Source organism: Pseudomonas sp. R1-7 (assembly GCF_051132105.1).
Lineage (GTDB): Bacteria > Pseudomonadota > Gammaproteobacteria > Pseudomonadales > Pseudomonadaceae > Aquipseudomonas.
In genome coordinates this window covers 5716732-5739755 of the sequence record NZ_CP071661.1, presented here as the reverse complement: position 1 = coordinate 5739755, position 23024 = coordinate 5716732, and the positions used below count along the sequence as shown (strand labels likewise).

Sequence of the window (23024 nt, the reverse complement as noted above, 5' to 3'; positions counted from 1 at the left end):
GCCCAAAGCCCCGCAAATCGCGGGGCTTTTTCGTTGTTCGGGGCTAGACGCTCGCAAATCGAGGTGTTACATTCGGCCCCGCACTGGTTTCTCCATTGCCCCCTGCAAGCCGTCGCCGACGCTCTCCTTTCGAATAAGTACGCGATCCTGTCGCCTTCTCCGCGGCGCGGCCTCATTAAGCCAAAAGCTTAATTTCCCCCCTCCATAAATGATTACGTCATTCCTATATGAATCTGACTGAACTCAAGCAAAAGCCGATTACCGAACTGCTCGAATTGGCCGAACAGATGGGCATAGAAAATATGGCCCGTTCGCGCAAGCAGGACGTGATTTTCTCCCTGCTCAAGAAGCACGCGAAAAGCGGCGAGGAAATCTCCGGTGATGGCGTGCTGGAGATTCTCCAGGACGGCTTCGGCTTCCTTCGCTCCGCAGACGCTTCCTATCTCGCCGGCCCAGACGATATCTACGTCTCGCCGAGCCAGATCCGTCGCTTCAACTTGCGCACCGGTGACACCATCGTTGGCAAGATCCGCCCTCCGAAGGAAGGCGAGCGTTATTTCGCCCTGCTCAAGGTCGACACGATCAACTTCGATCGTCCGGAAAACGCGAAGAACAAGATTCTCTTCGAGAACCTGACTCCGCTGTTCCCGACCGTGCGCATGAAGATGGAAGCCGGCAACGGTTCCACCGAAGACCTCACCGGTCGTGTCATCGACCTGTGCGCACCTATCGGCAAAGGTCAGCGTGGCCTGATCGTGGCGCCGCCGAAAGCGGGCAAGACGATCATGCTGCAGAACATCGCGGCCAACATCGCCCGTAACAATCCTGAAGTTCACCTGATCGTGCTGCTGATCGATGAGCGTCCGGAAGAAGTGACCGAGATGCAGCGCACCGTGCGCGGCGAAGTGGTTGCCTCGACGTTCGACGAGCCGCCAACCCGCCACGTGCAGGTTGCCGAAATGGTGATCGAGAAGGCCAAGCGCCTGGTCGAGCACAAGAAGGACGTGGTGATCCTGCTCGACTCCATCACCCGTCTGGCCCGTGCCTACAACACCGTGATCCCGAGCTCCGGCAAGGTGCTGACCGGTGGTGTCGACGCCCATGCGCTGGAAAAACCGAAGCGTTTCTTCGGTGCCGCACGGAACATCGAAGAAGGCGGCTCGCTGACCATCATCGCCACCGCGCTGGTTGAAACCGGCTCGAAGATGGACGAAGTGATCTACGAGGAGTTCAAGGGTACCGGCAACATGGAACTGCCCCTGGACCGTCGCATCGCCGAGAAACGTGTGTTCCCGGCCATCAACATCAACCGTTCCGGTACCCGTCGCGAAGAATTGCTGACGGCCGATGACGAGTTGCAGCGCATGTGGATCCTGCGCAAGCTGCTGCACCCGATGGATGAAGTCGCTGCCATCGAGTTCCTGGTCGACAAGCTGAAAACGACCAAGACCAACGATGAGTTCTTCCTGTCGATGAAACGCAAGTAAGTCGAGCAGGCCAGCAAGAGCCGGGGAAACCCGGCTTTTTGCTGTCCGTGCATTCACTATTCTGGACGGGCGGCGTTAAACTCGGGCCCCCGAACGCCACGGACACCATGAGGCTTTGCATGCAGTATCGCGACTTGCGCGACTTTATCAGCGGGCTGGAACAGCGCGGCGAACTCAAGCGCATCCAGGTGCCAGTGTCACCCGTCCTGGAAATGACCGAGGTCTGCGACCGCACCCTGCGTGCAAAAGGCCCGGCGCTGTTGTTCGAGAACCCCACGGGTTATGACATCCCGGTGCTGGGCAACCTGTTCGGCACGCCCGAGCGCGTGGCCCTGGGCATGGGCGCCGAGGCTGTCAGCGAGTTGCGCGAGATCGGCAAGTTGCTGGCGTTCCTCAAGGAGCCCGAGCCGCCGAAAGGCCTGAAGGACGCTTGGTCCAAGCTGCCGATTTTCCGCAAGATCATTTCCATGGCGCCGAAAGTCGTCAAGGACGCTATCTGCCAGGAAGTGATGATCGAGGGCGACGATGTCGACCTGGCCATGCTTCCGGTGCAGACCTGCTGGCCGGGCGATGTGGGGCCGTTGATCACTTGGGGTCTGACCGTCACCAAGGGGCCGAACAAGGACCGCCAGAACCTGGGCATCTATCGCCAACAGGTGATCGGCCGCAACAAGGTCATCATGCGCTGGCTGAGCCATCGCGGCGGCGCGCTGGATTATCGTGAGTGGTGTGAAAAACACCCCGGCCAGCCATTCCCGGTGTCGGTGGCCCTGGGTGCGGACCCGGCGACCATCCTCGGTGCCGTCACGCCGGTGCCCGACAGCCTCTCCGAATACGCGTTCGCCGGCCTGCTGCGGGGCAACCGCACTGAGCTGGTGAAGTGTCGTGGCAATGACCTGCAAGTACCGGCCACCGCCGAGATCATCCTTGAAGGCGTGATCCATCCCGGCGAAATGGCTGACGAAGGGCCTTACGGCGACCACACCGGTTACTACAACGAAGTGGACAGCTTCCCGGTGTTCACCGTCGAACGCATCACCCATCGGATCAAGCCGATCTACCACAGCACCTACACGGGGCGTCCGCCGGATGAGCCGGCTATTCTGGGTGTGGCGTTGAATGAAGTGTTCGTGCCGATCCTGCAAAAGCAGTTTCCGGAAATCACCGATTTCTACCTGCCGCCTGAAGGCTGTTCCTACCGCATGGCCGTGGTGACCATGAAGAAGTCGTATCCCGGGCATGCCAAGCGGGTCATGCTGGGCGTCTGGTCGTTTTTACGACAATTCATGTACACCAAGTTCGTTATTGTCACTGACGACGATATCAACGCACGGGATTGGAACGATGTGATCTGGGCCATCACCACGCGCATGGACCCCAAGCGTGACACGGTGATGATCGAGAACACGCCGATCGACTACCTCGACTTCGCCTCGCCGGTGTCCGGCCTGGGGTCGAAGATGGGGCTCGATGCCACGCATAAGTGGCCCGGTGAAACCACCCGCGAATGGGGCCGGGTTATCGTCAAGGATGAAGCCGTTACCCAACGGATCGATGCCATCTGGAATCAGTTAGGAATAGATTGATGCGTGTAACCTTGCAGCCTTCCGGCGCGGTGCTGGAGATACAGCCGGCCGAGCGGATTCTCGACGGCGCGCGGCGCCTGGGTTACGACTGCCCGCAAAGCTGTCGCAACGGCAACTGTCACGTATGTGGCGCGTTGTTGGTGGAGGGGCGCGTGGAGCAGGCCGGCGAAGTGCGTGATCATGGTGAAATCTTCACCTGCATCGCCGAGCCGCTGGAGGATTGCGTGGTGTTGTGGGATGGCGTGCTGGCGCCGGGCGAGTTGCCTGTGCGCAACCTGGCATGCCAGGTCACCGAGTGCGTTGAAGTGGGCGGCGACGTCTGGCGGGTACGCTTGCGCGCGCCGGCCGGTAAACCGCCGCGCTATCACGCCGGGCAATACCTGCTGATCGAGCGGGAGAACGGTGAAAAGTCAGCCTTCTCCCTTGCTTCGGCACCGCATTCGGGGCGTGATCTGCAACTGCACGTGTTGGTGCGCGAAAGCAGTGCACAGAAGCTGCTGGAGCAACTGCAGCGCAACCCCAATGTGCGCATTGAGATGCCCTTCGGCGATACCCACCTTTCCGAGCTTCCCGACGGTCCGCTCGTGCTTATCGCTGCCGGAACCGGCATGGCCCAGATGCACAGCCTGATCGAGCACTGCCGCGCCCAGGGGTTCAAGCACCCGGTGCATCTGTATTGGGGCGTGCGACGTCCCGAAGATTTCTATGAGATCGAGCATTGGGAAGAGTGGAAGGGGCTCCCGAACCTGTACCTGCACAAGGTCGTCAGCGACCTGTGCGGTTGGGAAGGGCGTTGCGGGATGCTCCACGAAGCGGTATGCGAGGACCTCAGCGACCTTTCCGGCGTACACGTCTACGCCAGCGGCTCGCCGGCCATGATTTACGCGACGCTCGATGCGTTGGTGGAAGCCGGCATGGATGCCCACCAAATGCGCGCGGATGTGTTTGCGTATGCGCCGCGCGCCTGAGCCGCATTCATCCTCCCAGGTTTAGGTCTGCTTTTGTGGCGAGGGAGCTTGCTCCCGCTCGGTTGCGCAGCGACCGCCTCTTTTGGGACTGCTTCGCAGTCCAGCGGGAGCAAGCTCCTTCGCCACAACGGCCCCGACCACCCCCTCGATATAACTTCATATATTGCGTTTCGGTATTTAGTCGGCCGGCCAGATACCGATAACGTATATGGCGTGGGGCTGGCATTTAACTTGCGTCGCTCCCCACGAACGTCAACACCCTGGCGTCCCCATATTTTTGAGAAGCCAACGGCTAACGGCCATGACCGCTATCGAATCCGCCATAACCTGCGCCCTGTACCCGCCCCGGCTCGAGCTGGGTGCGCAGCTGACCCGCGAACAATTGCTCGCCTCGATGCGATCGACCATGAGCCTTCACCAAGGCGGCCCGGTCTGGCTGTTTGCCTACGGTTCGTTGATCTGGCGTCCGGAATGCACGGCGGTGGAACGGGTGCGAGGCCGGGTCCATGGTTATCATCGCGGCTTGTACCTGTGGTCCCATGAGCATCGCGGTACTCCGGAGCTGCCCGGGTTGGTGTTCGGATTGGATCGTGGGGGGTCTTGCAGTGGGTTTGCTTACCGGCTGCCGGAGGAGAACCTCGAGGATTCGCTGTTTGCGTTGTGGCAACGCGAAATGCCGGTCCCGTCCTATCGCCCGCACTGGCTCAGTTGCCGTCTCGAGGATGGCAATCGGGTGCAGGCCCTGGGCTTCGTGCTGGAGCGACACCTGCCCAGCTATGCCGGCAACTTGCCGGACCATGTGCTGAGCCAAGTGTTCGAGAGCGCTTGCGGGCGTTATGGCACGACTCGCGATTATGTCGAGCAGACCATCCACGCCCTGCGCAGCCACGCCATGCCAGATCGGAATCTGGAGGCGCGGCTCAAGCGCTGCAGATCAATGTGGGATCAGGCGACCGCTTCGCGGCTCTGACTGGCGATCTGCTTGTGCCACAGCGTTGGCGCAAGGAACGCCATCGCCAGCAGGCAAGCACCGACCAGCAGCACAAAACCGCCGTCCCAGCCAAAATGGTCCACGGTGTAGCCCATGGCGGCACTGGCCGCGACCGAACCACCCAGGTACCCGAACAGGCCGGTGAAGCCTGCGGCGGTACCGGCGGCTTTCTTCGGCGCCAATTCCAGAGCCTGCAAGCCGATCAGCATCACCGGGCCATAGATCAGGAAGCCGATGGACACCAGGGCAATCATGTCGACGGTTGGGTTACCGGCCGGGTTCAGCCAGTAAACCAGGGTCGCCACGGTCACCAGGGCCATGAACACCATGCCGGTCAGGCCGCGGTTGCCACGGAAGATCTTGTCGGACATCCAGCCGCACAACAGCGTCCCCGGAATACCGGCCCATTCGTAGAAGAAGTAGGCCCAGGAGCTTTTGTCCACCGTGAAGCCCTTGGCTTCCTTGAGGTAGGTTGGCGCCCAGTCCAGCACGCCATAGCGCAGCAGGTAGACGAAGACGTTGGCCATGGCGATGTACCAGAGCATCTTGTTGCGCAGCACGTACTTGACGAAGATTTCCTTGGCGCTGAATTCCTTCTCGTGGCTGGCGTCGTAGCCTTCCGGATAGTCGTCCTTGTATTTCTCGATCGGTGGCAGGCCCACCGACTGCGGGGTGTCGCGCATGGTCGCGAAGGCAAACACCGCAACGGCGAGCGCGACGGTAGCGGGCACATAGAATGCCGCGTGCCAGTCATTGAACCAGGCCATCCCCAGCAGGAACAGCGGACCGATCAGGCCGCCACCGACGTTGTGCGCCACGTTCCAGACCGATACCACGCCGCCGCGTTCTTTCTGCGACCACCAGTGCACCATGGTCCGTCCGCTTGGCGGCCAGCCCATGCCTTGGGCCCAGCCGTTGATGAACAGCAGGATGAACATGATCGTCACGCTGGAGGTTGCCCAGGGCGCGAAACCGAAAATGAACATCACTCCGGCTGATACCAGCAAGCCGAACGGTAGGAAATAGCGCGGGTTGGAGCGGTCGGACACCAGGCCCATCAGGAACTTCGACAAGCCATAGGCAATGGCGATGGCCGACATGGCCAGGCCAAGCTGGCCACGGGTGTAGCCCTCGTCGATGAGATACGGCATTGCCAGGGAGAAGTTCTTGCGCAGCAGGTAATAACCGGCATAGCCGATGAAAATCCCGGCGAAGATCTGCCAGCGCAGGCGTCGGTAGGTACTGTCTATTTTTTCTTCAGGCAGGGCTGCCTGATGTGTGGCGGGTCGAAAGAAAGCAAACATTCAAGTGCTCCAGAATTCTTGTTTTGACTGCGGATGCGAATGTTACAGTTTCGTTACCGAAAATAGCATCGGTTCGCATCGGTCAAACAGCGGAAATGCTGGATATCGCATGTTCTTTTATGAACATGTCGCGCAGATATAAATGAAAGGCGTTATGAGGATGGCGGAACCGGGTCGTAGCGCTCCGACCCGGTACAGGTCATAAAACGGTCAGGCACGCTGTCAGCGAACCTGAACAACCACTTTTCCCACAGCCTTGCGCTGGCCCAGATCATTGATCGCCTGGGCGGCATTGGAAAGCGGGTACACCTGCGACACCAGCGGCTTGAGCTTGCCTTCGGCGAACCAGCCGAACAATTTTTGGAAGTTGGCGGCATTGTCCTGGGGTTGGCGCTGGGCGAAGGAACCCCAGAACACGCCGACCACCGAGGCGCCCTTGAGCAGGGCCAGGTTCACGGGCAGTTCGGGAATGCGTCCGCTGGCAAAACCCACCACGAGTAACCGGCCGTTCCAGGCAATGGCGCGCACGGCCTGGTCGAAAAGGTCGCCGCCCACCGGGTCGTAGATAACGTCGGCGCCCTGGCCGTCGGTGAGGCGCTTGATTTCGTCCTTGAGGCTGGTTTCGTTGTAGTTGATCAGTTCGTCGGCGCCGGCGGCCTTGGCCACGGCGAGTTTTTCCGCGCTGCTGGCGGCAGCGATGACGCGGGCGCCCATGGCCTTGCCGATTTCCACTGCCGCCAGCCCGACGCCGCCGGAGGCGCCAAGTACCAGCAGGGTTTCTCCGGGCTGGAGGTTGGCTCGCTGCTTGAGAGCGTGCATCGATGTGCCGTAGGTCATGCTGAAAGCGGCCGCCGTGTTGAAATCCATGGAGGAGGGAATCGGCAACACGTTGTAGCCCGGCACCGCCACTTGTTCGGCGAAACTGCCCCAGCCGGTCAGGGCCATGACCCGGTCACCGACCTTCAGGTGGCTGATCTTCTCCCCCACCTCGCTGATCACCCCTGCCGCTTCGCCGCCCGGCGAGAACGGGAAGGGCGGCTTGAACTGGTATTTGCCCTCGATGATCAGCGTGTCAGGAAAATTCACCCCGGCGGCGTGCACATTCAGCAACACTTCATTCTTCTTCACGACAGGGCTGGCGACGTCTTCCAGCACCAGCGATTCGGCAGGGCCGAATTCTTTGCACAGCACGGCTTTCATCAGGGCTATTCCTTTGGGAGTGATGGCCGATAAGTGTAGGTGTGAGAGTCAATGGGTCAACGAGCATGCCCCGCCCTGATAGCCGGCCATAAGCTTGTGCTTGGACGGCGGGTCGGTATGCTGGGCCGCAAACCGGATGAGGAGTGGAATGTGAAAGCGTGGATCATGTTGATGCTGGCCCTGTCGTTGCCTGTGGCGGCGATGGCCGAAGAGACCAAGGAAGGCGAGGCACCGAAAGTCAGTTACATCACCTTGAGCCCACCGTTCGTGGGCAACTATGGGCTGGACGGTACGACCAAGCTTAAAGTCTACAAGGCTGACGTGGCCCTGCGCGTGACTGGCGATGTCGCTGCTGCGGCGGTGAAAGCGAACGAGCCGTTGATTCGCAACCAGTTGGTGGCGCTGTTCGCCCAGCAGACGACCGAGACCATGAACAACCTTGAAGCCAAGGAAAAACTGCGTCAGGAAGCGTTGAAGCAAACTCAGCAAGTGATGAATGACGAGACCGGCAAGCCAATGGTCGAGGATCTGTTGTTCAACAACCTGATCATTCAGTAGCTGCTAGCGGATACCGCATCACTTACGGTTTCAGCGCAATGACCGCCGCCCACTGCTCGGCCGTCACCGGCATCACCGACAGCCGCGAGCCTTTCTGCACCAGCGGCATTTCGGCCAGGGCGGCCTGCTGTTTGAGGTAGTCGAGCTTGAGCACGCGAGGGAATGTCTCCGCGTGGGCGACATCGATGGCGGTCCAGGGATTTTTTTCCGGGCTGGCCTTGGCGTCGAAGTAATGGCTGTCAGGCTCCAGGGCCGTGGGATCGGGATAGGCTGCCTTGATGATTTTGCCAATCCCGGCGATGCCTGGCTCCGGGCAACTTGAATGGTAGAAAAAGAACGAGTCGCCAACCGCCATGGCCCGCAGGAAATTGCGTGCCTGATAGTTGCGAACTCCGTCCCAGCGCGCGTGGCCGAGCTTTTCCAGGCCCTGGATGGACAATTCGTCGGGCTCCGATTTCATCAGCCAATAGGCCATGATTTCTACTCCTGGGCGATGTATTTGAAATTAGTTCAGCGATTTTATGACAAACCGACAGTCGGTTGACGTCAGAGTTTGCGTGTGGGTCCTGGTTGCCGCAAAATGCCGGCCTTCCAAGCTTGACGCTGCTGCACGGCCAATGAGAAAACCGCTGCTGTCATCGTGTGTGATATGCCTTGAGGGGGGCAATCGATGAAACGCAAACCGGATTTGTTGTGGATACTGGTCATTCTGTTCGGCCTGGGTGTCGTGACTACGGGTTACGCCCAGAGCTTGTGGAGCAGCAAGAACGATGTTCCGATGGACATCACTCAGCCTGCGCCATCGCTCAAGCGCTGAGCTCATCTTCCAGGCGCCGCTGATTCCCGCGGCGTCTATCGCGCAATGTACCAACGCCTGTCGCTGACTGTTCCTTGCAGCGGCACATCCCAGCTGGCCTGCGCCAATCGCTCGACTCTTTGGCATTCGTGTGCGAGCCCCAGCAAGGTCGGCTTGCGCCATTGTTTGCGGCGGGACAGATACGCCAGGCTGCGATCGTAAAACCCCCCGCCCATGCCCAGCCGACCTCCGGCATCATCAAACCCGACCAGCGGCAACAGCACCAGATCCAGCGTCCAGACCTTGCGCTGCCGGGCGATATTCTTGCGCGGCTCCGGGATGCGAAAGCGATTGGGCTGCATCTTCTCGCCGGGATGGATTCGCTGGAAGACCATTTTTGTCTGCGGCCATGGGCTGAGCACCGGCAGGTAAGTCGCCTTGCCCCTGCGTTGGGCTGCGCGCAGCAGCAGGCGTGGATCGATCTCGCCGTCGTTGGGCAGGTACAGGGCGATGTGTCGTGCGCGACGAAAAAGCGGGTGCTGGGCCAGTTGCCTGTAAAGGCCTCGGGCGGCGTCCCGTTGCTGGGCCGGCGTCAGGGCGCGACGGGCCTGGCGCAGCAGGCGGCGAAGTTGCGGGCGGGTCGGCAAACCAGTTTCGGTCATATCGAGGCTTCACGAGACGGGGACACCGAGACAGCGTAACCGCAAACGACGGGACCAGAAATGCCAAACGCCAGAAACGACAATGCCAGTCATGATGACTGGCATTGTTTCGAGAATCAGGCTCCCCGGATGAACCGCTGTCGGCTTAGCCCTTGAACCCGAAAGTTCAAGGTGGAAGTTGCAGGAGGCGTTAAGGCTTTCCGTCAAGCGGACATGCACACCGGCCCCAACGTGCAACCCCCGTGGTTGTGCGTATCGGCTCAGGGACATCACCAACTGGCAAGCACCCCAGGGAGTGACGCAAGTATACCCCAGGCAGCTTCGTGAATCAGCCCTTGCTGACGTCCGGATCGGTAGCGAGCACCAGATCCACCCGATCCAGCAAGTCGCGAACCTGTTCACGGGTCGAGCCGCTGACCTGTACGTCGGGCGTATCCTGGCGGTGCAACAGGTCGTGGGTGATGTTCAAGGCGGCCATCACGGCGATGCGATCGGCACCGATGACTTTGCCGCTGCTGCGGATCTCGCGCATCTTGCCGTCCAGGTAACGGGCGGCGCTCACCAGATTGCTGCGCTCTTCCTGGGGGCAGATGATCGAATACTCTTTGTCGAGGATCTGCACGGTTACGCTATTGCTTGAACTCATGAGTCTTGCTCCAGGGCCTTGAGGCGCGAAATCATCGATTCGACCTTACGCCGGGCGATTTCGTTTTTTTCAATGAGGTGCGCGCGTTCCTCGCGCCAGGTTTTTTCCTGAGCTAATAGGAGTCCGTTTTGGCTCTTAAGTTGCTCGACCCGTTCAATTAGCAGCTCGAGTCTGGCCATCAGCGCTTGCAGGTCGGTGTCTTCCATTGTGTCCACTGAAGATTGTGTCTGATGGGGATAAGGGTCGCACAGCCTTTAATGGTCTTGGCGAGTCTGTCGATGTAGGATACAAGGCCTCCATTCTAGACATAGCGCCGTCTGGCGCCTAGCTGCCCATGCCCATTCAGAATTCCCCGTATCAAGCATTCGCCACCCTGCTGAGCACCAGCGGTCATCCTGTCTCGCCTGCCGAATTGCACGGCCTGTTGCTCGGCCGCAGCTGCGCCGGCGCCGGTTTCGACGCCGATGGCTGGCTGACGCCGCCGAGCTGCTCGAAGGCGAGCCGGCAGACAATGTGCGCAATGCGCTCATCGGCCTGCAGGAAATGGTCAAGGGTGAGTTGACCAGCGATGACATGACCGTCGTCCTGCTGCTGCCGACCGACGATGCGCCGCTGAGCGAGCGCGCCGCTGCGCTGGGCCAGTGGTGCCAGGGCTTCCTTGCCGGTTTCGGCCTGACCCGCCGCGAATACGCCCTGAGCGACGAAGCGAAAGAAGTCCTGCAAGACCTGGCAGCCATCTCCCAAGTGCAGGATGCCCTGGAAGAGTCCGACGACGGTGAAAGCGACTATATGGAAGTCATGGAGTATCTGCGGGTCGCGCCACTGCTACTGTTCACAGAGACCAAGAAAACCGCTGAGCCGGCCACCAAGCCGTCCCTGCACTGATCGCTTGAAAGGGAACACCGTCTGCCCATGATTCATATCCCGAAGTCGGAATACAGCCGTCGCCGCAAGGCCTTGATGGCGCAGATGGAACCCAACAGCATCGCAATCCTGCCCGCCGCCGCCGTTGCGATCCGCAACCGCGACGTCGAGCACGTCTATCGCCAGGACAGCGATTTCCAATACCTCAGCGGCTTTCCCGAACCGCAGGCGGTCATCGTGCTGATGCCCGGGCGGGCCCATGGCGAGTACATCCTCTTCTGCCGCGAGCGCAACGCCGAGCGGGAAATGTGGGACGGCCTGCGCGCCGGCCAGGAGGGGGCGATCCGCGACTACGGCGCCGACGATGCATTCCCCATCACCGATATCGATGACATCCTGCCGGGCCTGATCGAAGGCCGCGACCGGGTGTACTCGGCGATGGGCAGCAACCCTGAGTTCGACCGGCACCTGATGGAGTGGATCAACGTGATCCGCTCCAAGGCCCACCTCGGTGCCCAGCCGCCGAACGAATTCGTTGCCCTGGATCATCTGCTGCACGACATGCGCCTGTATAAATCGGCGGCGGAAGTGAAAGTGATGCGCGAAGCGGCGCGGATTTCCGCCCAGGCGCATATCCGGGCCATGCAGGCGGCGCGGCCAGGGCTGTACGAATACAGCCTGGAAGCCGAGCTCGATTATGAATTTCGCAAGGGCGGGGCAAAAATGCCGGCCTACGGTTCCATTGTCGCGGCGGGGCGCAACAGCTGTATTTTGCACTACCAGCAAAATGACGCGCTGCTCAAGGAGGGCGACCTGGTGTTGATCGACGCCGGGTGCGAGATCGATTGCTATGCCAGCGATATCACCCGCACCTGGCCGGTCAGCGGCAAGTTTTCTGCCGAGCAGAAGGCGATCTACGAAGTGGTGCTGGCCGCCCAGGAAGCCGCGTTTGCCGAAATTGCGCCGGACAAGCACTGGAACCAGGCCCATGAAGCGACGGTCCGGGTCATTACCGAGGGGCTGGTCCGCCTTGGGCTGCTGGAAGGCGAGGTCGATGAATTGATCGCCAGCGAAGCCCACCGGGCGTTCTACATGCACCGCGCCGGCCATTGGCTGGGTATGGATGTGCACGACGTGGGCGAATACCGAGTGGGTGGCGAGTGGCGAGTGTTGGAGGTTGGAATGACCTTGACCGTTGAGCCGGGCATTTACATCGCGCCGGACAATCGCAACGTAGCGAAAAAATGGCGCGGCATTGGCGTGCGCATCGAGGATGACGTGGTAGTGACCAAGACCGGTTGTGAAATCCTGACTCGCGGCGTGCCGAAAACGGTCGCCGAAATCGAGGCCTTGATGGCCGCCGCGCGGGCTCAAGCGGCATGAACCGGGTCAACGTAGCGATCATCGGTGGTGGCCTGGTCGGCGCGAGCCTGGCGTTGGCCTTGCAAACCGGTGCGAAGGCCAGGGGCTGGAAGATCATGCTGATCGAACCCTTCGCCCCCGGTGACGCCTGGCAACCGAGCTACGATGCGCGTTCATCGGCGCTTTCGTTCGGCGCGCGGCAGATTTATCAACGCTTGGGCTTGTGGCAGGAAATTTCCCGCCGGGCCGAGCCGATCAAGCAGATCCATGTGTCCGACCGAGGGCGGTTCTCCACGGCGCGTCTGTCCGCCATGGAGGAGGGCGTGCCGGCCCTCGGCTATGTGGTGGAAAACGCCTGGCTCGGCCAGTGCCTGTGGCAAGGCCTGGACAAGGAAGTCGTCAGTTGGCGCTGCCCTGCGCAGGTGACCCGCATGGAGCCGCAAGTCGCGGGCTATCGCCTGACCCTGGACGATGAAACCGTGCTGGAGTGCGACCTCGCGGTATTGGCCGACGGCGGGCGCTCGGGCCTGCGGGAACAGCTTGGCGTCGGGGTCCGCAACCGTCCCTACGACCAAAGTGCCTTGATCGCCAATATCACACCCAGCGAAGCGCACAACGGCATGGCTTTCGAGCGCTTCACCGACGAAGGCCCGATGGCGTTGCTGCCGCTGCCGGAAAATCGCTGCGCATTGGTCTGGACACGCCAGGGCATGGATGCGCAACGGCTGGCAGCGCTCGATGAGCGCAGTTTTCTCAGTGAGCTGCAGAATGTGTTCGGCTATCGCCTGGGCAGCTTGAAGCAAGTCGGCGCGCGGCATCTTTATCCGTTGGCGCTGGTGGAGGCCGAGGAACAGGTGCGTCCGCACCTGGCCATCCTGGGCAATGCCGCCCATAGCTTGCATCCGATTGCCGGGCAGGGCTTCAACCTGTCCTTGCGCGATGCCCAGGCCTTGGCCGATGCGTTGCTCGAGAGCGACAGTACGCCTGGTGACTTCGCAGTGTTGCAAGCCTATCGCGAACGCCAGCGGATGGACCAAGCCCTGACCGTGGGATTCTCGGACCAGGTGACGCGGCTTTTCAGCAGCGACCTGCCGCTGGTGTCCCTGGGTCGAAATCTCGGCCTGCTGGGCCTGGACCTGCTGCCCCCCGCCAAGCGCTGGTTCGCCCGCCAGGCCATGGGCTTGGGAACACGCCCCGATGCTTGATCCGGATCATTCCTTCCATCGGCGGCTGATGTCGCCAGCAACACAGGCTTAAAGCATGGAATTGCGTGCAGATCTGCTTATCGTCGGTGCCGGTATGGTCGGCAGCGCCCTGGCGCTGGCCTTGCAGGGCAGTGGCTTGCAAGTGCTGCTGCTCGACGGCAGCCCGATGAGCGTCAAGCCCTTCGATGCCCAGGCCGCATTCGAGCCCCGGGTCAGCGCCTTGTCGACGGCCAGCCAGCGGATCCTCGATCGCCTGGGCGTCTGGGAGGGCATTACCGCCCGGCGTGCCAGCCCTTATACCGACATGCACGTCTGGGATGGCAGCGGCACCGGGCAGATCCATTTTTCGGCCGCCAGCCTGCATGCCGAGGCACTTGGGCACATCGTCGAGAACCGCGTGGTGCAGGACGCCTTGCTGGATCGGCTGCATGACTGCGACCTGGGCCTGCTGGCCAATGCCCGGCTGGAGCAGATGCGTCGTTCCGGCGACGATTGGCTGCTGACCCTGGCCGATGGCCGCACCTTGCGCGCGCCGCTGGTGATTGCCGCCGACGGCGCGAATTCCGCTGTGCGCCGCCTGACCGGCGTGGCCACCCGCGAGTGGGATTACCTGCATCACGCCATCGTCACCAGCGTGCGCACTGCCCGGGCGCATCGAATGACGGCATGGCAGCGCTTCACCGATAACGGCCCGCTGGCGTTCCTGCCGCTGGAGCGTGACGGCCAGCACGATTGGTGTTCGATCGTCTGGTCCACTACTCCCGATGAAGCGCAGCGCCTGATGGCGCTGGATGACTCCGCGTTCTGCAACGAATTGGAGCGCGCCTTCGAAGGCCAGCTCGGCACGGTACTGAGCGCCGATCCGCGCCTGTGCGTGCCGCTGCGCCAGCGCCATGCCAAGCGCTACGTGGCGGAAGGGCTCGCGCTGATCGGCGATGCGGCCCATACCATTCATCCGTTGGCCGGGCAGGGGGTGAACCTGGGGTTCCTCGACGCGGCGGTGTTGGCCGAAGTCCTGCTGCAAGCGGCCGGACGCGGCGAGCGTTTGGCGGATGTGAAGGTATTGAGCCGCTACGAGCGGCGACGCATGCCCCACAACCTGGCGTTGATGGCGGCAATGGAGGGGTTCGAACGGTTGTTCCAGGCTGATCCGCTGCCGGTTCGCTGGTTGCGCAACACCGGGCTGAAACTGGTGGACCGCCTGCCGGAGGCCAAGGCGTTGTTTGTGCGCGAGGCGCTGGGGTTGATTGGGGATTTGCCGGAACTGGCCAAGGCCTGAGCGGTGTCGGGTGGATGGTGGCCTCGCGAGCAATTATCTCAATCCCAACTCCGCAACATTTGGAAACGTGTCTGCCCACTGGCCGATTGTGGTGCTAAATGTGAGTCCTTATCATTTGCGCTCCGTTCACAACCGAGAGACCGCTACTATGTCGGCCACTAAACGCCTGCTGTCCGCCCTCGCCTTGGCCCTGATTGGCACTTCCGCCGCCCAGGCCGCCGATGAGGTGGTGGTCTACTCCTCGCGCATCGATGAATTGATCAAACCGGTTTTCGATGCGTACACCAAGAAGACCGGCGTAGCGGTGAAGTTCATCACCGACAAGGAAGCGCCCCTGATGCAGCGGATCAAGGCCGAAGGTGCGAACGCCACCGCCGACCTGCTGCTTACCGTGGACGCCGGCAACCTTTGGCAGGCCGAGCAGATGGGGATTCTCCAGCCCTTCACCTCCCCGGTGATCGACGCGAACATCCCGCCTCAATACCGCGCCTCTTCCCATGCCTGGACTGGCCTGAGCCTGCGGGCGCGGACCATCGTCTATTCCACTGACCGGGTCAAACCGGGCGAGTTGACCACCTATGAAGCCCTGGCTGGCAAAGAGTGGGAAGGCCGTTTGTGCCTGCGGACGTCGAAGAAGGTCTACAACCAGTCCCTGACCGCGACCCTGATCGAAACCCACGGTGCGGAAAAAACCGAGGAAATCCTCAAAGGCTGGGTCAAGAACCTGTCCACCGACGTGTTCTCCGACGACACTGCGCTGCTTGAAGCGATCAATGCCGGCCAGTGTGATGTCGGTATCGTCAACACCTATTACTACGGTCGCCTGCACCAGCAGAAGCCGGACTTGAAGGTCAAGTTGTTCTGGCCGAACCAGGCCGATCGGGGCGTGCACATCAACCTCTCGGGCATTGGCTTGACCAAGCATGCGCCGCACCCGGAAGCCGCGAAGAAGCTGGTGGAGTGGATGACCACGCCTGAAGCGCAAAGCATCTTTGCCGACGTGAACCAGGAGTTCCCGGCGAACCCGAAAGTGGAACCCTCCAAGGAGGTCGCCGCCTGGGGCAAGTTCAAGGCCGATACGTTGCCGGTGGAAGTCGCGGGTAAACGCCAGGCCGAAGCCATCCGCATGATGGACCGCGCTGGCTGGAATTGAGTCAACCCTCAGTCGTTCGATGAAGTGTGGCGAGGGAGCTTGCTCCCGCTGGACCGGGCTGGCGCTCCAGGGCGAAGCCCTCCCGGAATATCGGCCGAGGTCTATCTGACGGGGCATGATCCTCGACGTTGGGGCTACTTCGTAGCCCAGCGGGAGCAAGCTCCCTCGCCACATCAGACCATTTGTCAGTGATGACATCAGAAGAGAGCTCTCCTTGACCCACCCCGCCCAACGCCGCTGGTATCCCCTGGTCTTCGTCGTCGCTGCGCTGGTCTTGTTGCCCCTGAGTGTGCTGCTGCTGTCCTGGCAGAGCATCGATCCGCAAATCTGGTCCCACCTCTGGGACACCCAGATGCCGCGCCTGTTGGGCAATACCCTGACGTTGATACTTGGCGTGGGCGTCGGCGTGACGCTGCTGGGCGTGAGCCTGGCCTGGCTCACCAGCCTCTGCGAGTTCCCTGGCCGACGATGGCTCGATTGGGCGTTGATGCTGCCGTTCGCGATTCCCGCCTATGTGTTGGCGTTTGTCTTCGTTGGCCTGCTGGATTTTGCCGGTCCGGTGCAAACGCTGCTGCGCGAATGGTTCGGCAGTGGCCTGCGCCTGCCTCGGGTGCGCTCCACTGGCGGGGTAATCCTGGTTCTGGTCCTGGTTTTCTATCCCTATGTCTACCTGCTCGCGCGAAGTGCTTTCCTGGCGCAAGGCAAGGGCTTGATGGAAGCGGCCCGGGTGCTCGGGCAGTCGCCATGGCAGGCGTTCTGGCGCGTAGCGCTACCGATGGCCCGACCGGCAATCGGCGCTGGCGTGGCGCTCGCGCTGATGGAAACCCTGGCGGACTTCGGTGCGGTGTCAGTGTTCAACTTCGACACGTTTACCACGGCCATCTACAAGACCTGGTACGGTTTCTTCAGCCTCTCCAGCGCCGCCCAACTGGCCAGCCTCCTGTTGTTGGCGGTCATGGTGGTGCTCTATGGCGAACGCCGCGCCCGAGGCGCCCAACGGGCCGGCAACGAGCGACCGCGTGTCCAGGCGCTTTACCACTTGCGAGGACTCAAGGCGCTGGCGGCCAGCGGCTGGTGCCTGCTGGTCTTCGCCTGTGCGTTTGTCATTCCCGTCACGCAATTGGTCGTGTGGTTTTGGCAGCGCGGTCGTTTCGACCTGGACGAGCGTTATGCCGGACTGATTGTCCATACGCTCTATTTGGGTGGTCTCGCGGCGCTTGTTACGGTCAGTGTCGCCTTGCTGCTGGCTTTCGCTCGGCGCCTGGCACCGACCCGGTCCATCCGCGCCGGTGTCGGCCTGGCAAACCTGGGTTACGCCTTGCCCGGCTCAGTGCTGGCGGTGTCGATCATGCTTGCGTTCAGCTATCTGGACCGCGAACTGGTCATTCCGCTGTCGACCCTGTTCGGGGGCGCGGGCAAGCCGTTGCTGCTGGGCAGCTTGTCGGCGCTGTTGCTGGCGTACCTGGTGCGTTTCCTGGCCGTGGCCTACGGCCCGTTGGAAAGCAGCCTGGCGCGCATTCGTCCGTCGTTGCCCGAAGCCGCACGAAGCCTCGGGGTGAGTGGGCCGCGACTGTTTTTCAAAGTGTATCTGCCGTTGCTGCTCCCAGGCACCTTGAGCGCCGCGCTTCTGGTGTTCGTTGACGTGCTCAAGGAAATGCCGGCGACATTGCTGATGCGCCCGTTTGGCTGGGATACGCTGGCGGTACGGGTTTTTGAGATGACCAGCGAAGGGGAGTGGGCGCGAGCTGCTTTGCCGGCGCTGACCCTGGTGCTGGTGGGATTGCTGCCGGTCATCGGATTGATACGACGTTCGGCCCATCGGCGCGTTCTCAGTGAATAGAGCACACGCCTAGGTGCCAGTCCTGGATCATGCGGCTACAATGCGCGGCATTCGGTGCGGTCCGTCTGTCGGACCGGGTAGCTAGGAGCGTCAGAAAAATCCTTTTTTCAGGCGTTCGGGCTGTGGCAGTACCCGTCCGCACCTTCGCCAAGCCCGGAAGGAGAAACCCATGGGACAGCGTACGCCTCTGTATGACCTTCATCTCGCCCTCGGCGCGAAAATGGTCGATTTTGGCGGTTGGGATATGCCCTTGCATTATGGATCGCAAGTTGAAGAACACCATCAGGTGCGCCGCGACTGCGGTGTGTTCGATGTATCCCACATGACCGTGATCGACGTCGCCGGTCCCCAGGCCAAAGCCTGGCTACAGCGTTTGCTGGCCAATGACGTCGATCGCTTGCAGGACACCGGTCGTGCGTTGTACAGCACGATGCTCAACGAGCGCGGCGGCATTGTCGACGACATGATCATTTATCGCGTCGAGGACGGTTATCGGCTGGTATTCAACGCCTCGACCCGGGATCAGGACTTGGCCTGGATGCAGGCGCAACTCGGCGATTACCAGGTGCAACTTCACGAGCGCGCCGAACTGGCGATGCTGGCTATCCAGGGGCCCCAGGCCCGGCACAAGATCGCTGAGCTGGTCACGCAACCACGCGGCCAATTGATCCAGCAGCTCAAGCCCTTCGAAGGTCGCGCCGACGGTGACTGGTTCATCGCCCGGACCGGCTACACCGGCGAGGACGGCCTGGAAATTGTCCTGCCGGCCCATGAAGCCCCGAGTTTTTTCAACGACCTGGTGGGTGCCGGCATTTCTCCCATCGGGCTGGGCGCGCGCGACACCTTGCGCCTGGAAGCCGGCATGAACCTCTACGGCCAGGACATCCACCAGGATGTTTCGCCGTTGGCCTCGAACATGGCCTGGAGCATTGCGTGGGAACCTGCGGATCGCCAGTTCATCGGTCGCGCTGCGCTGGAGGCTGAACTCGCCGCTGGCGTACAGCACAAACTGGTGGGGCTGGTGCTGGAAGAGCGCGGTGTTCTACGCGCCCACCAAGTGGTCCGTATCGCCAATGTTGGCGAAGGAGAGATCACCAGTGGTAGTTTTTCTCCTACGCTTAGCAAGTCGATTGCCCTGGCGCGTGTTCCGATGGCTACTGCTGACCGTGCCGAGGTGGAAATTCGTGGCAAGTGGTACCCGGTGCGAGTGGTCAAGCCAACCTTCGTCCGCCATGGTAAAACCCTGATCTGACTTTTCGCGGCGGGCCGCTGGCCGCTGACACTTTCTCTTGAGGACACTGAATTATGAGCGATATTCCTGCCGAACTGCGTTTTGCCGAAAGCCACGAGTGGGCGCGCCTGGAAGCCGACGGTACTGTCACCGTGGGCATCAGCGACCACGCGCAGGAAGCGTTGGGCGACGTGGTGTTTGTCGAGCTGACTGAAGTCGGTAAGGTTTTCGCTGCGGGCGATCAAGCCGGTGTGGTGGAGTCGGTCAAGGCCGCTTCCGACATCTACGCCCCGATTGCCGGTGAAGTGATTGAAGTCAACGAAGAATTGAGTGGTTCGCCAGAACTGTTGAACTCCGATCCTTACGGGGCTTGGATCTTCAAGCTCAAGCCAAGCGACGCGTCCGAGCTGGACAAGCTGCTGGACGCTGCCGGCTACAAGGCTGCAATCGGCGAATAACGACGGGACAGCCTTGGAGTATTCTCCGGGTAAAAAAATGCCGCTCGATCGAGCGGCATTTTTTTATGGGCCGTGGATTATTCCTGGGCAATGGCGTTTTTCGCCAGGATCGCGTTGGCCAGTTCCATGTCGGTGGCTTGCAGGCCTGGGTTGTCGGCACGGACTTTCTGCATGGCCGCTTCCAGATAAGGGCCACGAATACCGCCGTCACTGGCGACGAAGCTGCCGGCGTCGTCCTGGGCGGCGACGATCAGCTTGTTATCCTTGAAGGTCAGGTAGGTGGAACCGGTGGTCGCACCGGAGGAAATGACGTTACGCCAAAACGTGTCGGCCATTGCCGAGCCCACGGGGATAGACAGCAAGGCCAGGGTCGCGGCAGCAAGTTTGAGACGCATGATAGGTGACTCCACAGGGTTAACTATGACTTTGGATTGCCGTTGCCCCGATTCAGTTCCATGACACGTCAGTCAGCTCTTCAACCGCCAATACGGTTCGCCGCCCGTCGCTATGACTACTTTTGCTCGCTCTGTGGCGTCACTCGCAACACTTCCTCCACGGTGGTCAAGCCCGCCGCCACTTTTTGCGCGCCCGAAAGCCGCAAGCTGCGCATGCCTTCCTTGAACGCCTGGCGACGCACGGCCAGCAAGTCGGTGTCGGGGTGGATCAGGCCTTTGACGCTGTCGCTCAGTTGCATGATCTCGTACACCCCAGCACGTCCGCGATAACCGGTGTCACGGCATTCCGAGCAACCGACGGCCTGCTGGGCATTGGTGGGCAGTGGCGCCTGCCAGGGACGTGTCAGGGTTTGCCAGTCGTCTTCGTCCAGGGCCAGGGGCGCCTTGCAATGGGGGCACAACGTTCGCACCAGGCGCTGGGCCATGACCCCGAGTACCGTGGCCTTGATCAGGTAATGCGGCACGCCGAGCTCCAGCAGCCGGCTGATCGCGCTCGGTGCATCGTTGGTGTGCAGTGTCGAGAGCACGAGGTGTCCGGTGAGCGCTGCCTGGATCGCCATTTCGGCGGTCTCCAGGTCGCGAATCTCGCCGATCATGATGATGTCCGGGTCTTGCCGCATCAGCGCGCGTACCCCGGCGGCAAAGGACAGCTCGATATTGTGCTGGACCTGCATCTGGTTGAAGGAGGCCTCGACCATTTCAATCGGGTCTTCAATGGTGCAGAGGTTCACTTCCGGCGTCGCCAGTTTTTTCAGCGTGGTGTACAGGGTGGTTGTCTTGCCGGACCCGGTGGGACCCGTGACCAGGATGATGCCGTTGGGCTGGCGAGTCATGTCCTGCCAGCGGCGCAAATCGTCTGCGGAAAAACCGAGCTGGTCGAAATCCTTGAGCAGCACTTCCGGGTCGAAGATCCGCATGACCATTTTCTCGCCGAACGCGGTGGGCAAGGTCGACAGTCGCAACTCCACCTCGCCGCCATCCGGGGTCTTGGTCTTGACGCGGCCATCCTGAGGCTTGCGCTTTTCCGCGACGTTCATCCGGCCCAGGCTCTTGAGCCGGCTGATGATGGCCATCGTTACCTGTGGCGGAAATTGGTAGACGGTGTGCAGCACGCCGTCGATGCGAAAGCGCACGGTGCCTTGCTCTCGGCGCGGTTCGATATGGATATCGCTGGCTCGTTGCTGGAACGCGTACTGGAACAGCCAGTCGACGATATTGACGATATGCGCGTCGTTGGCGTCCGGCTCCTGGTCACTGGCACCCAGGTTGAGCAGTTGTTCGAAATTGGTCAGGTTGCTGGGTTGCTGGTCGACGGTCGTCGCGCCGCTGACCGACTTGGCCAGTCGATAGAACTCCACGCTCAGGCGTTGGATGTCGACGGGGTTGGCCACCACGCGCTTGACCGGCAATTTGAGCACATGGGTCAGGTCCGATTCCCAACTGCTGACATAGGGCTGGGCGCTGGCGACCGTGACGGCGTCGCGATCCACCGCGACCGCGAGGATCTTGTGGCGCTGTGCAAAGGCGTAGGACATCAACGGCGTAACGGCCGCCACGTTGATCTTCAACGGGTCGATGCGCATGTAGGGCTGGTCGGCCTGCTGGGCCAGCCATAGCGTCAGGTTCTCCAGGTCCAGGCGCTTGCCGGGGCGGCTGAGGTCGTCGAGGTGTTGGTTGGCGATGAATTCCAGTGGGTGTAGCTGGCTGTTGGCGTTATGGCGCCGGCGGGCATTGAGCGCAGTCTCGGCCGAATCCTGGCTGATGAGGCCTTGGGTGACCAATTGGCGCAGCAGGTCGTTGAGGTCCAGCCAGCGGTCCTGAGTGGCGTGTTTGGTGGACATGGGCGTTCGGGTTCCTATTGGACTAATGCAGCAAAGCCGCGATACAGACGCTTCGGCGTCCTGGCTCGTTCTGCAAAAGAATAGTCCCGACCCTATGGACCGTTGGGCCACTACCCGACCAATGCGTTTCCAATTCTTGCCTGGACGCTCTCAACCGGCCGCCAGGACCGGCCCGGCCCGCGCAATATCGGCGTCCTGCAAGTCCACCGAACAGACGCTGATCAGGTTACGCAATTTTTCAGCGATCACTTGCGCGCGGTGCCAGCTCAGCCCGGCCACGAGGATCTCTATCGACAGCAGATCGTCGAGGCGCTCGATCCGTGCCGTTTCCAGCGTGAGGCCTTGCAAGGCAAAGAGATTGAGCACCCGGCAGGGCAGGTCCGGCTCGGCTTCGCCGAGCAAAAGATATTGAGCGCGACAATGGGTGTTGGTGGTGTGCCAGGCGTCGGCACGAAGCACTGGTGCAGTGACGGTTTCCAATATGGGCATGGGGAAGTCTCCAGAAGTCAGGAGAAATCTTTGCATGGGCGCCAGGGTATTTCTTATCTAAGATGGCCTGATTTTGCGGATTGGCCGAATTGAACTAGTCAAATCTTGAGCGGAGTGGGGTTTATTTATGCAGAGCGAGCTGGACGGCTATGATCGAAGAATACTGGCCTTGCTGCAGGAAGACGCTTCGCTTTCCAGTGGGCAGATCGCCGAGCAGGTGGGTTTGTCCCAATCGCCTTGCTGGCGTCGGATTCAGCGGATGAAGGAGGAGGGGGTCATTCGCGGGCAAGTAACCCTGCTGGATCGCAAGAAAATCGGCCTCAACACGCAGATATTCGCCGAAATAAAGCTCAATGCCCACGGACGCTCGAATTTCACCGAATTCACCGAAGCGATCCGCGGCTTCCCCGAGGTACTGGAATGCTACGTGCTGATGGGATCGGTGGATTTCTTGCTGCGCATTGTCACGGCGGACATCGAGGCCTACGAGCGCTTCTTTTTCGAGAAGCTGTCGATGGTGCCCGGGATTCAGGAAGTGAACTCGATCGTGGCGCTGTCGGAGGTCAAGTCCACGACGAGTTTGCCGGTGGTGCGCTAGTTGAATTTCAAGGGACTTGCTGGCCCCTTCGCGAGCAAGCCCGCTCCCGGG

The 23024-nt window shown here is 61.2% G+C and carries 23 protein-coding genes, 1 other RNA gene and 1 pseudogene; 15 read left to right on the top strand and 10 right to left on the bottom strand.

Annotated features, from left to right (window positions below; translation table 11 throughout):
• The first annotated feature begins 227 nt into the window (after nucleotides 1-227).
• From rho to J3P79_RS25980, 4 genes are all read left to right on the top strand, one after another.
• Entirely contained in the window at nucleotides 228-1487 is a 1260-nt protein-coding gene (rho, locus tag J3P79_RS25995) for a transcription termination factor Rho (protein WP_003206716.1), read from the top strand.
• 119 nt (nucleotides 1488-1606) lie between these two features.
• Complete coding sequence (gene ubiD / locus J3P79_RS25990) at nucleotides 1607-3073, top strand: 4-hydroxy-3-polyprenylbenzoate decarboxylase (RefSeq protein ID WP_434606798.1); 1467 nt, start codon at nucleotides 1607-1609, stop codon at nucleotides 3071-3073.
• Nucleotides 3073-4041, top strand: coding sequence for a CDP-6-deoxy-delta-3,4-glucoseen reductase (locus J3P79_RS25985; RefSeq protein WP_434606795.1), 969 nt, complete (start codon nucleotides 3073-3075; stop codon nucleotides 4039-4041). The genes ubiD and J3P79_RS25985 overlap by 1 nt, the downstream gene beginning before the upstream one ends.
• Nucleotides 4042-4342: 301 nt before the next feature.
• On the top strand, nucleotides 4343-5011 hold the full coding sequence (locus tag J3P79_RS25980) for a gamma-glutamylcyclotransferase (RefSeq protein ID WP_434606793.1): 669 nt from the start codon (nucleotides 4343-4345) through the stop codon (nucleotides 5009-5011).
• Here J3P79_RS25980 and glpT read toward each other — a convergent pair.
• On the bottom strand, nucleotides 4987-6336 hold the full coding sequence (gene glpT / locus J3P79_RS25975; protein ID WP_434606791.1) for a glycerol-3-phosphate transporter: 1350 nt from the start codon (nucleotides 6334-6336) through the stop codon (nucleotides 4987-4989). The genes J3P79_RS25980 and glpT overlap by 25 nt on opposite strands.
• Before the next feature lie 222 nt (nucleotides 6337-6558).
• Nucleotides 6559-7536: an NADPH:quinone oxidoreductase family protein gene (locus tag J3P79_RS25970; protein WP_434606788.1), complete on the bottom strand. Its 978-nt coding sequence runs from the start codon at nucleotides 7534-7536 to the stop codon at nucleotides 6559-6561.
• 150 nt (nucleotides 7537-7686) lie between these two features.
• Here J3P79_RS25970 and J3P79_RS25965 point away from each other — a divergent pair, with 150 nt between their 5' ends.
• Nucleotides 7687-8094: a flagellar basal body-associated protein FliL gene (locus tag J3P79_RS25965; RefSeq protein WP_434606786.1), complete on the top strand. Its 408-nt coding sequence runs from the start codon at nucleotides 7687-7689 to the stop codon at nucleotides 8092-8094.
• Between the two features lie 22 nt (nucleotides 8095-8116).
• On the opposite strand, the gene J3P79_RS25960 is transcribed toward J3P79_RS25965, so the two are convergent.
• A complete protein-coding gene (locus tag J3P79_RS25960) occupies nucleotides 8117-8569 on the bottom strand; it encodes an EVE domain-containing protein (RefSeq protein WP_434606784.1) in 453 nt (150 codons plus the stop codon).
• Nucleotides 8570-8764: 195 nt separating this feature from the next.
• On the opposite strand from J3P79_RS25960, the gene J3P79_RS25955 reads away from it, so the two are divergent.
• A complete protein-coding gene (locus tag J3P79_RS25955; RefSeq protein WP_152668410.1) occupies nucleotides 8765-8911 on the top strand; it encodes a hypothetical protein in 147 nt (48 codons plus the stop codon).
• 35 nt (nucleotides 8912-8946) lie between these two features.
• On the opposite strand, the gene J3P79_RS25950 is transcribed toward J3P79_RS25955, so the two are convergent.
• From J3P79_RS25950 to J3P79_RS25935, 4 genes are all read right to left on the bottom strand, one after another.
• Nucleotides 8947-9552, bottom strand: coding sequence for a 5-formyltetrahydrofolate cyclo-ligase (locus J3P79_RS25950; RefSeq protein ID WP_434606782.1), 606 nt, complete (start codon nucleotides 9550-9552; stop codon nucleotides 8947-8949).
• A 118-nt stretch (nucleotides 9553-9670) separates the two neighbouring features.
• Nucleotides 9671-9850: non-coding RNA, 6S RNA (gene ssrS / locus J3P79_RS25945), on the bottom strand.
• A 30-nt stretch (nucleotides 9851-9880) separates the two neighbouring features.
• Nucleotides 9881-10198 carry a cell division protein ZapA gene (locus J3P79_RS25940; RefSeq protein WP_039590276.1) on the bottom strand — a complete coding sequence of 106 codons (318 nt, stop codon included), beginning with the start codon at nucleotides 10196-10198 and terminating at the stop codon, nucleotides 9881-9883.
• Nucleotides 10195-10404, bottom strand: coding sequence for a TIGR02449 family protein (locus J3P79_RS25935; protein ID WP_030138125.1), 210 nt, complete (start codon nucleotides 10402-10404; stop codon nucleotides 10195-10197). Before J3P79_RS25935 ends, J3P79_RS25940 begins: the two co-directional genes overlap by 4 nt.
• 128 nt (nucleotides 10405-10532) lie before the next feature.
• On the opposite strand from J3P79_RS25935, the pseudogene J3P79_RS25930 reads away from it, so the two are divergent.
• From J3P79_RS25930 to gcvH, 8 genes and pseudogenes are all read left to right on the top strand, one after another.
• Nucleotides 10533-11083: pseudogene (locus J3P79_RS25930) on the top strand (YecA family protein).
• A gap of 27 nt (nucleotides 11084-11110) precedes the next feature.
• Nucleotides 11111-12445, top strand: coding sequence for a Xaa-Pro aminopeptidase (gene pepP, locus J3P79_RS25925; protein ID WP_434606780.1), 1335 nt, complete (start codon nucleotides 11111-11113; stop codon nucleotides 12443-12445).
• The gene (gene ubiH / locus J3P79_RS25920; RefSeq protein ID WP_434606778.1) at nucleotides 12442-13629 is read left to right on the top strand and encodes a 2-octaprenyl-6-methoxyphenyl hydroxylase; all 1188 of its coding nucleotides are present in this window, start codon (nucleotides 12442-12444) and stop codon (nucleotides 13627-13629) included. The genes pepP and ubiH overlap by 4 nt, the downstream gene beginning before the upstream one ends.
• A 61-nt stretch (nucleotides 13630-13690) precedes the next feature.
• Nucleotides 13691-14908 carry a 2-octaprenyl-3-methyl-6-methoxy-1,4-benzoquinol hydroxylase gene (locus J3P79_RS25915; protein ID WP_434611614.1) on the top strand — a complete coding sequence of 406 codons (1218 nt, stop codon included), beginning with the start codon at nucleotides 13691-13693 and terminating at the stop codon, nucleotides 14906-14908.
• 148 nt (nucleotides 14909-15056) lie between these two features.
• Complete coding sequence (locus J3P79_RS25910; RefSeq protein WP_434606776.1) at nucleotides 15057-16061, top strand: extracellular solute-binding protein; 1005 nt, start codon at nucleotides 15057-15059, stop codon at nucleotides 16059-16061.
• A 214-nt stretch (nucleotides 16062-16275) separates the two neighbouring features.
• Nucleotides 16276-17901 carry an ABC transporter permease gene (locus J3P79_RS25905; protein ID WP_434606774.1) on the top strand — a complete coding sequence of 542 codons (1626 nt, stop codon included), beginning with the start codon at nucleotides 16276-16278 and terminating at the stop codon, nucleotides 17899-17901.
• A gap of 169 nt (nucleotides 17902-18070) precedes the next feature.
• Nucleotides 18071-19153 (top strand): glycine cleavage system aminomethyltransferase GcvT, encoded by a 1083-nt coding sequence (gene gcvT, locus J3P79_RS25900; RefSeq protein ID WP_039590298.1) that lies wholly within the window; start codon nucleotides 18071-18073, stop codon nucleotides 19151-19153.
• A gap of 53 nt (nucleotides 19154-19206) precedes the next feature.
• Nucleotides 19207-19590 (top strand): glycine cleavage system protein GcvH, encoded by a 384-nt coding sequence (gene gcvH, locus J3P79_RS25895; protein ID WP_434606772.1) that lies wholly within the window; start codon nucleotides 19207-19209, stop codon nucleotides 19588-19590.
• Between the two features lie 77 nt (nucleotides 19591-19667).
• Here the strand turns inward: gcvH and J3P79_RS25890 are convergent, their stop codons facing one another.
• From J3P79_RS25890 to J3P79_RS25880, 3 genes are all read right to left on the bottom strand, one after another.
• Entirely contained in the window at nucleotides 19668-19985 is a 318-nt protein-coding gene (locus tag J3P79_RS25890) for a DUF2388 domain-containing protein (protein ID WP_434606770.1), read from the bottom strand.
• Nucleotides 19986-20101: 116 nt separating this feature from the next.
• Nucleotides 20102-21886: a GspE/PulE family protein gene (locus tag J3P79_RS25885; protein WP_434606768.1), complete on the bottom strand. Its 1785-nt coding sequence runs from the start codon at nucleotides 21884-21886 to the stop codon at nucleotides 20102-20104.
• 150 nt (nucleotides 21887-22036) lie between these two features.
• Complete coding sequence (locus tag J3P79_RS25880; RefSeq protein WP_434606766.1) at nucleotides 22037-22375, bottom strand: hypothetical protein; 339 nt, start codon at nucleotides 22373-22375, stop codon at nucleotides 22037-22039.
• Nucleotides 22376-22502: 127 nt separating this feature from the next.
• Between J3P79_RS25880 and J3P79_RS25875 the strand changes: the two genes are divergently transcribed.
• Nucleotides 22503-22973, top strand: coding sequence for an Lrp/AsnC family transcriptional regulator (locus J3P79_RS25875; protein WP_434606763.1), 471 nt, complete (start codon nucleotides 22503-22505; stop codon nucleotides 22971-22973).
• Nucleotides 22974-23024 lie beyond the last annotated feature (51 nt).

Bases quoted from the DNA above. Each gene is read 5' to 3' on its own strand.
- rho (WP_003206716.1), top strand. From the start codon at position 228: ATGAATCTGACTGAACTCAAGCAAAAGCCGATTACCGAACTGCTCGAA.
- ubiD (WP_434606798.1), top strand. From the start codon at position 1,607: ATGCAGTATCGCGACTTGCGCGACTTTATCAGCGGGCTGGAACAGCGC.
- J3P79_RS25985 (WP_434606795.1), top strand. From the start codon at position 3,073: ATGCGTGTAACCTTGCAGCCTTCCGGCGCGGTGCTGGAGATACAGCCG.
- J3P79_RS25980 (WP_434606793.1), top strand. From the start codon at position 4,343: ATGACCGCTATCGAATCCGCCATAACCTGCGCCCTGTACCCGCCCCGG.
- glpT (WP_434606791.1), bottom strand. From the start codon at position 6,336: ATGTTTGCTTTCTTTCGACCCGCCACACATCAGGCAGCCCTGCCTGAA.
- J3P79_RS25970 (WP_434606788.1), bottom strand. From the start codon at position 7,536: ATGAAAGCCGTGCTGTGCAAAGAATTCGGCCCTGCCGAATCGCTGGTG.
- J3P79_RS25960 (WP_434606784.1), bottom strand. From the start codon at position 8,569: ATGGCCTATTGGCTGATGAAATCGGAGCCCGACGAATTGTCCATCCAG.
- J3P79_RS25955 (WP_152668410.1), top strand. From the start codon at position 8,765: ATGAAACGCAAACCGGATTTGTTGTGGATACTGGTCATTCTGTTCGGC.
- J3P79_RS25950 (WP_434606782.1), bottom strand. From the start codon at position 9,552: ATGACCGAAACTGGTTTGCCGACCCGCCCGCAACTTCGCCGCCTGCTG.
- J3P79_RS25940 (WP_039590276.1), bottom strand. From the start codon at position 10,198: ATGAGTTCAAGCAATAGCGTAACCGTGCAGATCCTCGACAAAGAGTAT.
- J3P79_RS25935 (WP_030138125.1), bottom strand. From the start codon at position 10,404: ATGGAAGACACCGACCTGCAAGCGCTGATGGCCAGACTCGAGCTGCTA.
- pepP (WP_434606780.1), top strand. From the start codon at position 11,111: ATGATTCATATCCCGAAGTCGGAATACAGCCGTCGCCGCAAGGCCTTG.
- ubiH (WP_434606778.1), top strand. From the start codon at position 12,442: ATGAACCGGGTCAACGTAGCGATCATCGGTGGTGGCCTGGTCGGCGCG.
- J3P79_RS25910 (WP_434606776.1), top strand. From the start codon at position 15,057: ATGTCGGCCACTAAACGCCTGCTGTCCGCCCTCGCCTTGGCCCTGATT.
- gcvT (WP_039590298.1), top strand. From the start codon at position 18,071: ATGGGACAGCGTACGCCTCTGTATGACCTTCATCTCGCCCTCGGCGCG.
- gcvH (WP_434606772.1), top strand. From the start codon at position 19,207: ATGAGCGATATTCCTGCCGAACTGCGTTTTGCCGAAAGCCACGAGTGG.
- J3P79_RS25890 (WP_434606770.1), bottom strand. From the start codon at position 19,985: ATGCGTCTCAAACTTGCTGCCGCGACCCTGGCCTTGCTGTCTATCCCC.
- J3P79_RS25885 (WP_434606768.1), bottom strand. From the start codon at position 21,886: ATGTCCACCAAACACGCCACTCAGGACCGCTGGCTGGACCTCAACGAC.
- J3P79_RS25880 (WP_434606766.1), bottom strand. From the start codon at position 22,375: ATGCCCATATTGGAAACCGTCACTGCACCAGTGCTTCGTGCCGACGCC.
- J3P79_RS25875 (WP_434606763.1), top strand. From the start codon at position 22,503: ATGCAGAGCGAGCTGGACGGCTATGATCGAAGAATACTGGCCTTGCTG.